Raw genomic sequence first — 7,775 nt, 5'->3', positions numbered from 1 at the left:
TCTTGGCATCCGACGACACCGCCTCCGGTGTCACCACCATGTCGAGCAGCGCCGGACGATTGGCCAGCGCGCGCCGGATAGCGGGGCCGAGCTGCTCCTCCGTCTCGACGCGCTCGGCGTGCATGCCGAAGGCGCGGGCCATCGCGGCGTGGTCGGCGAATTGCAGCCTGGTGCCGACCACCTTGCCATGCGTGACGGTCTGGTCATGTACCTCGATCTGCCAGGCGCCGTTGTTGGCGACGACGATCAGCACCGGCGCCTTGTGGCGCACGGCCGTATCCACCTCGATCGCGTTGAAGCCGAATGCGCCGTCGCCGGTCGCGACCACCACGGGCTTGTCGGGATACGCGAGACTGGCCGCGATGCCATAGGGCACGCCGATGCCGATGCAGCCGAACGGGCCGGGATCGAGCATCAGGGGGGCGCTGAGGCCGACGCGGGCGAAGGATAGGAAATCACCGCCATCGGTGATGACCACGGCGTCGTTGCCGATCGCCTCCTGCAACGCCGACAAGACCCGGTTCGGATGCAGGCGTCCGTCCGAGCCGGGCGCCGCGGTCGCCATGCTCTGCTTCAGCTTGGCCGCGCGCTCCTGATGCGCGGCGCGGAGCTTGCTCGCCCATGACCGATCGACGGCGGATTCGCGATTGCCGGCGAGCGCCACGATTGCACGCAGCGTTTCGGCTGGCGACGCCAGGATCTCGGCCGCGCCGCGGCGGTTGTCGCGCAGTTCGCTCGCGGTGTCGCTGATGCGCACGAATTTGGCGTCCTTGAACACGGCGGGCGAGCCATAGGCGAGCTGGAAGTCGAGCTTCCGGCCGACCGTCAGCACCACGTCGGCATCGCCCATGACGGCGCCGCGCATCGCGCCGACCACGGACGGATGATCATCCGGCACGAGCCCCCTGCTCTCGCCGGTGTCGAGATAAACCGCGCCGAGCCGGTCGAGCAGCCCGATCAGCTCGGGCCCCGCGCCGCGCGCGCCGCGGCCGGAGATGACGAGCACGCGGCGCGCCGACCACAAGAGCTCGACCGCCTTCTCGACCTCGGCCGGATCGGGCCGCGTCGCCGCACGCGGCTTCGGCGCGAGATGCTCCTCGAGCTGCAACGCCCTGGGCACGATCCCGCGCAAAGTATCGACCGGAAAATCGATGAACACCGGCCCGGGCTCGCCGCCATCGCCGAAGGCGCGTGCTATCGCCTCGTCGAGCTCCTGCAACACCAGCGACGGCTCGCGCACGGTGCGCGCATAGCGCGTAATCGAACGCACCAGCTGGGTGTGGTCCATGTCCTGCAAGCCGCCGCGGTTCTCCTGCGGCCGCGGATTGCCGCCCGACATCACCAGCACCGGCGCGCGCGAGACGTGGGCATTGGCGATGCCGGTGATCGCATTGGTCATGCCCGGCCCCGCCGTCACCAGCGCGACGCCGAGTTCGCCGGTCAGCTCCGCATGCGCCTGCGCCATGTGGACCGCGGCACGCTCGTCGCGGACGTCGATGATCTGGATCCCCTCCGCGTCGAGCCGCATCCAGATCGGCATGATGTGGCCGCCGCACAGCGCGAACACACGGTTGACTCCCCGGCGCTTGAGCAGGCGGGCAATCAGGTCGGCGGCACTGTCGGGCGAGACTTTCATCGGACCACTCCGGATGAGATTGCGATCAGCCCGGCGCCAGCCAGGCCACGAGCAGCGAGACGGTGAGGACGGCAAAGATATGCGAAACCAGGATCGATCCCGAGGTGACGCCGGCTTCGAGGCCGTAGAGCTTGGCGATCGTGAACGGCCCCGAGCCGATCGGCAGCGCGCTGAGGATCACGGCCGAATGCGACCACAGCGGCGGCATCGAAAAGACGTGGAACGCGAGCAGCGCGGTGACCGCCGGCTGCATCAGGAGCTTCAGCGAGACCAGGATGGCGATCGAGGTCGCATCGCGCGTCACCACGCGCTCCTGCGCGAGAAAGAGACCGATGCACACCAGCGCCGCCGGCGAAGCCGCACCGCCGAGCAAGGTCGTGAAACTCAGGAACGGCGCGGGGAGCGCGAAGCCGCTGAGACCGATCGCGAGCCCCGCGACCGGTGCGATGAACAGCGGGCTGGTCAGCAGCGAGCGCGCGACCTTGGCGACGGTGGCACCGAGCGTCGCGCCTTTCTGCAGCTCCATTTCGACGACGACGATCGCGAACAGGAACAGCACGCAGGCCGTGAACAAGGTCGCGATGATCGAGGCCGGTGCGCCGTCGGGGCCGAACACCAGGAGGCACATCGGAATGCCCATGAAGCCGACATTGCTGTAGCCGGCATCGAGCCCCTCGATGCTGGCGTTCGCCACACGGCGGCCGCGCAGCCGGCTGATGACGAAGCCGGTGGCGAAGGTCGCGGCGATGCCGCCGCAGAAGGCGCCGATGAAGCCGAACTGGCTGACCTGCTCGATGCCGATCTTGGACATCGCCGTGAAGATCAGCGCCGGCAGCGCCAGATAGACCGCGAAGCGGTTGAGATTGTCGGTCGCGGTACGATCGAACACACCGAATCTGCCGCACAGGAACCCGGTGAGGATCAGCGCGAAGATGGGAAGAGCGGAATTGAGAACGGCCTGCATCGCAGCTACATATCAGACCGCAGCACATTGCAACCACTCACCTTACGAAAACCGTTTCTTCAGCTCGCGGTGCAGGATCTTGCCGGTGGCGTTGCGCGGCATCTCGCTGTCGGTGATGAACGCGTAGCTGCGCGGCCGCTTGAATCCGGCGAGACGCTCCTTGGCCCAGTCGACCAGCTCGCACTCCTTCACCGTCATGCCGTCGCGCGGCACGATCACGGCATGAACGCGCTCGCCCCATTTGTCGTCGGGCAGGCCGACCACCGCGATGTCCTTGACGCTGGGATGCGCGCCGACCAGCGCCTCGACCTCTGAGGGATAGATGTTCTCGCCGCCGGAGATGATCATGTTGCTCTTGCGGTCGGCGAGGTGGATGTAGCCGTCGGCGTCGCGGCGCGCCATGTCGCCGACCGAGCAATAGTCGCCGCGGAACGCCTCCTTGGTCTTGTCAGGCAGGCGCCAGTAACAGTCGAAGGTGTGCGCGTTGGAGGAATAGAGCTCGCCGGCCTCGCCGTCCGGCACCTCGTTGCCGGCTTCGTCGAGGATACGGATCGGCGCGGCGCCGACGCATTCGCGCCCCACGGAGCCGAGCTTGGTGAACTGTTCATGCGGATGCAGCATGGTCACCCAGCCGGTCTCGGTCGCGCCGTAGAGCTCGTAGAGGCCGGACTTCGGGAACATCTCCATCACCTCGCGCTTGGTCTCCGGGCGCGCCGGAGCCGAGGAGATCATCAGCTTGGTGACCGCGCTGAAATCGTGCTGCGTGCGGATTGCGCGCGGCAGATCGAGCATCATGATGTAGTGCGTCGGAACCAGCGAGGTGAAGGTCGAGCCGCCGTCGGCGAGCGTCTTCACCGCGTGCTCGGGATCGAAACTCTTGCGCGAATAGATCGAGTTGACGCCGCCGATATAGCCGAACGCACCGAAGAAGTTCAGCGAGTTGGCATGGCACATCGGCATCACCAGGAGCGCGCCGTCATTGCGGCTCAATTTCAGCTCGATCTCGGTGACCATCGACAGCAGCACGGCGCTGCGATGGCTGCGCAGCACGCCCTTCGGCTTGCCGGTCGTGCCCGAGGTGTACATCAAGGTCCAGGGATCGGACAGCGCGACCTGCTGGTCCGGCTCCCGAGCGGAGGCCTGCGCGATGATGTCCTCATAGCCGCGATAGCCCGCTGGACGCGGCCTGGTACCGAAATGGATGAAGCGATCGGCCGCGATGCCGAGATCCTTGCGCGCCTCCTCGACGAGGCCGATAAGATCGTCCTGCACGATGACGGCAGACGCTTCGGCGTTCTGGACGATGAACTGCACCTCCGGCGCAGTGAGGCGGAAATTGATCGGCAGCGCGACGAGGCCGGCCTTGGCGGTGGCGGCATAGACCTCGCACCACTCGACGCAGTTGTAGGCCAGGATCGCGACGCGGTCGCCCTTGGCGAGGCCGAGTCCGAGCAGCGCGTTGGCGAGCCGGCAGGCGCGCTCGTTCCAGAGCGAAAAGCTCATCGCGCGCTCGAGGTCGCGGGCGCCGGTGCGCTCCGGCGACATGCGCGCGTGAGCCGACAGCATCTGGCCGAAATTCAAGAGATCCCTCATGTTTTTTCCCCTCACCTCTTGATATGCCGAAGGATCAATGCAAAAGGCCGATCGAGAACCACGGCACCGCCGCGATCACGATCGTGCCGATCAGCAGCGCCAGAGTGTAGCCGAGCATCGGCCTGATCCCCATATCCGGATGAATCCGGCTGATCGCGCAGGCAGCGTAGTAGCCGACGCCGAACGGCGGCGCGAACAGGCCGATGCCCATCGCCAGGATCACCACCATCGCGTAGTGCACCTCGTGGATGCCGATCTGCTTGGCGATCGGAAACAGCAGCGGGCCGAACAGCACGATCGCCGGGATGCCTTCGAGCACGCTGCCGAGCACGATGAAGGCCGCGATGGTGACAGCCAGGAACATCGGCGCGCCGCCCGGCAGGCTGGTCATGAAGCGCGCCAGCGCGGTGGAGAAGCCGGATTGCGTCAGCGCCCAGGCCATGCCGGTCGCGGCGCCGATGATCAGCAGGATCGCGCCTGACAGCGCGGCGGTCTCGATCAGCATCGGCGCCAGCCGGCGCCAGTCGAAGCGGCGATACAGCAGGAGGCCGCACAGCGCGGAGTAGACGATGCCGATGGTCGAGACCTCGGTCGCGGTGGCGACGCCGCCGACAACGGCGGCGCGGATGATGAAAGGCAGCGCCACCGCCGGCAGCGCGATGACGAAGCTCTTCGCGATCATGCCGAGGCTGGCCTTGCTGACATGCGACAGGTCCTCGCCGCGATAGCGCTGCCAGACGACGATGCAGAGCATGACCGCGAGCACCAGGCCCGGCAGCAGTCCGCCGGTGAACAGCGCCGCGATCGACACGCCGGTGACCGAGCCGATCGTGATGAGCACGAGACTCGGCGGGATGGTCTCGGTCTGCGCACCGGTCGCCGACAACAGCGCCACGAGATCGCCGGGCTTGGCGCCGCGCTTGACCATTTCCGGAAACAGCACCGGCGCGACCGCGGCCATGTCGGCGGCCTTGGAGCCGGAAATGCCGGAGACGAGATACATCGCGGCGACCAGCACATATTGCAGGCCGCCGCGGACGTGGCCGAGCAGGCTCGCGAGGAAGCCGACCATCGCCCGGGCCATGCCGGTCATCTCGATCAGGAGGCCGAGGAAGACGAACAGCGGCACAGAGAGCAGAATGAGATGGCTCATGCCCTCGTCCATGCGGCCGATCACCACCGTCGACGGCGTGTGCGTGGTCAAGGTGATGTAGGCGAAGGTGGCGAGGCCGAAGGCGAATGCGATCGGCACGGCGGCGAAGACCAGGACCGCGACGAGGCCGACAAAGAAGATCAGGAGGTTGAGGTTGCCGAGCGGGATCAGCGCCGGCCCAAGGAGATACAAGCCAATGCCGGTCGCGCCGATCAGCAGCGCGGCGCCGCCGACCAGCTTCCATTCGCCGAGCGTGCACAGCCGCAGCACGGCCATGACCAGCATGATGCCGAGCCCGGTCGGCAGCGCCGCCGCGCGCCAAAGGTTGGACAATTCCAGCGCCGGCGTGGTGATGATCGCCTCGTCGGCGGCGAACTCATAGGCGGGATCGATCACGAGGATGAGGAAGGCGAGCGGCGCGGCGATCGCGAGCACGTCGAGGAACGACTGCATCTGCTTCGACAGCCGTCCAATAGCTGCCGTCATGCGCATGTGCTCGCCGCGCTGGAAGGCGACGGCGGCCCCGAGCATGGCAAGCCACAGAAACAGGATGCCGGCGAGCTCGTCCGACCAGATCAGCGGCTTGTGGAAGACGTAGCGGGCGCAGACGCCCGCGAACAGCACGCCGATCTCGGCGACGACGAGCAGCGCCGCCGCGGTCGAGACGACCGCGCCGAGCGCCCGCTCCAGCGCGCCCGCGACGGACGCCAGCCCGGTTGCGGGACTCACGGATGCACTGGAGTGGTCAACGAGCTGCATGGTCATGGCCCGACATCCGCAACCGGGGTTGAGGTCAGCTGATATTGCCGGCGTAGCGTTGCAGCAGCGACCACGCCTCGTCGCCGAACTTGGCCTTGGCGTCCTTGTAGAAGCTGGTCTTGGCGAGTGTCGTCTGGAACAGCTCGGCATCGGTCTTGTTGAAGGTCAGGCCCTTGCCTTCGAGACTCTTCTGCAGGTCGGCATTGGCCTGCACGATGTCGGCGCGCTGCTTCTTGGCGGCCGCATTGAACGTCGTCTGCAACAGCTTCTGAACGTCCTGCGGGATCGTCTTCCAGATCTTGCCGCTCGACAGCAGCCAGAAGCCGTCCCAGCTGTGATTGGTCAGCGAGCAGAACTTCTGCACCTCGTAGAACTTGGCCGACTCGATCAATGCCAGCGGGTTCTCCTGGCCGTCGGCAATCTTGGTCTGCAGCGCCGAATAGGCCTCGCTCAAGGGCACGCTGATCGGCGAGGCGCCGAAGGCGGAGAACATCGCGACCCACAGCGGCACGACCGGCACGCGGATCTTGAAGTTGGCGAGATCGGCCGGCGTGTTGATCGGCTTGGTGCTGGTTGTGATCTGCCGAAAGCCGTTGTCCCAGACGCTCTCGAAGGGGACCAGCCCGACCTTTTCCATATTGCGGCGGATGAAGCCGCCGACCTCGCCGTCCATCGCCGCCCACACCTTGTCGTAGCTGGTGAAGGCGAAGCCGACGCCGGTGAGCGATGCGGTCGGGATCAAGGTCGACATCACGGTGCCCGGCATGGTCGCGAGCTCGAGCGCGCCGGAGCGCAACTGAGTCATCATGTCGCTGTCGCTGCCGAGCTGATTGTTCGGAAACAGGCTGATCTCGACCTGCCCCTTGGTCTCCGCAGCGATCGCGTCGACCGCTTCGCGCAGCCGCACATTGACCGAGTGGGTGGCCGGCAGATCGTTGCCGAATTTCAGCTTGAGTGGCGCGGCTTGCGCCAGAACGGCGGGGGTTTTCAAGACATAGCCAGCGGCGGCGGCGCCGGCAGCAGTGGTCAACAACGCGCGACGGGTCACCTTGAGCATGGCCTCTCTCCCATATGGATCGCATTTTCGCGACTTCTGAAGGAATTCGTATTCGGAATTCGAATTCAAAGCAAGTGGATTTTCTCGGGGACCTGAAACCTGAGGGGACGGCCCGAGAGCGGATCCAAATACCTCACACCGCCACGAAAAGTGTCGTCCCGGGCAAGCCTATCAACGCGTCAGCGCTGGCGAGCGCCGACCAGGGATCCATGCTCCGTGACTGTGGTGGCTTGGCGAGGTCGGTCGACCATCGTGCCTCGCGCATCTCGCTGGGGTTATGGGTCCCGGATCGGGGCGCGCGTTGCGCGCTTGTCCGGGACGACGGCGGGGGAGTGATCAGCAGAGCGCCAAACACCTGGCCTCCTCATTGTCGCGCCAAAATACCCAGCCGACATGCGGGCAACCAGCGAGCTAGAGCTCACCGACGAATAAGTCCGATTCTAAACCAGCCAACTCACAGACAGCCGCAGCACGGAAACGGTGCTCGCGTGGGGAACAATGACTATAAACAAAGGGGTGGAGCGGCGGACCGCCCCACCCTGCTTGTGTGTGCTAGGCCTTCATCGCCGCCTTCACCGCCTCCGCGGTGATCGGCAGCGATCGCAGCCGAGCG

Annotated in this window: 5 protein-coding genes; all 5 read right to left on the bottom strand. The window is 66.2% G+C overall.

Annotated features, from left to right (window positions below):
• Positions 1 to 1,636 (bottom strand): 2-hydroxyacyl-CoA lyase (locus tag BRAS3809_RS17425; protein ID WP_035656573.1); only part of this gene is annotated, 1,636 nt, incomplete at its 3' end.
• Positions 1,637 to 1,661: 25 nt separating this feature from the next.
• Positions 1,662 to 2,600 carry an AEC family transporter gene (locus BRAS3809_RS17420; RefSeq protein WP_008963416.1) on the bottom strand — a complete coding sequence of 313 codons (939 nt, stop codon included), beginning with the start codon at positions 2,598 to 2,600 and terminating at the stop codon, positions 1,662 to 1,664.
• 42 nt (positions 2,601 to 2,642) lie between these two features.
• Entirely contained in the window at positions 2,643 to 4,193 is a 1,551-nt protein-coding gene (locus tag BRAS3809_RS17415) for an AMP-binding protein (RefSeq protein WP_008963415.1), read from the bottom strand.
• 34 nt (positions 4,194 to 4,227) lie between these two features.
• Positions 4,228 to 6,111: a TRAP transporter large permease gene (locus BRAS3809_RS17410; protein ID WP_008963414.1), complete on the bottom strand. Its 1,884-nt coding sequence runs from the start codon at positions 6,109 to 6,111 to the stop codon at positions 4,228 to 4,230.
• Positions 6,112 to 6,139: 28 nt separating this feature from the next.
• A complete protein-coding gene (locus BRAS3809_RS17405; protein ID WP_008963413.1) occupies positions 6,140 to 7,162 on the bottom strand; it encodes a TRAP transporter substrate-binding protein in 1,023 nt (340 codons plus the stop codon).
• Between the last annotated feature and the right edge of the window lie 613 nt (positions 7,163 to 7,775).

It is taken from the genome of Bradyrhizobium sp. STM 3809, from assembly GCF_000239795.1.
Classification (GTDB): Bacteria; Pseudomonadota; Alphaproteobacteria; order Rhizobiales; family Xanthobacteraceae; genus Bradyrhizobium.
Note: the sequence above shows the minus strand (reverse complement) of the source record. Positions and strands in the feature narration are given on the sequence as shown.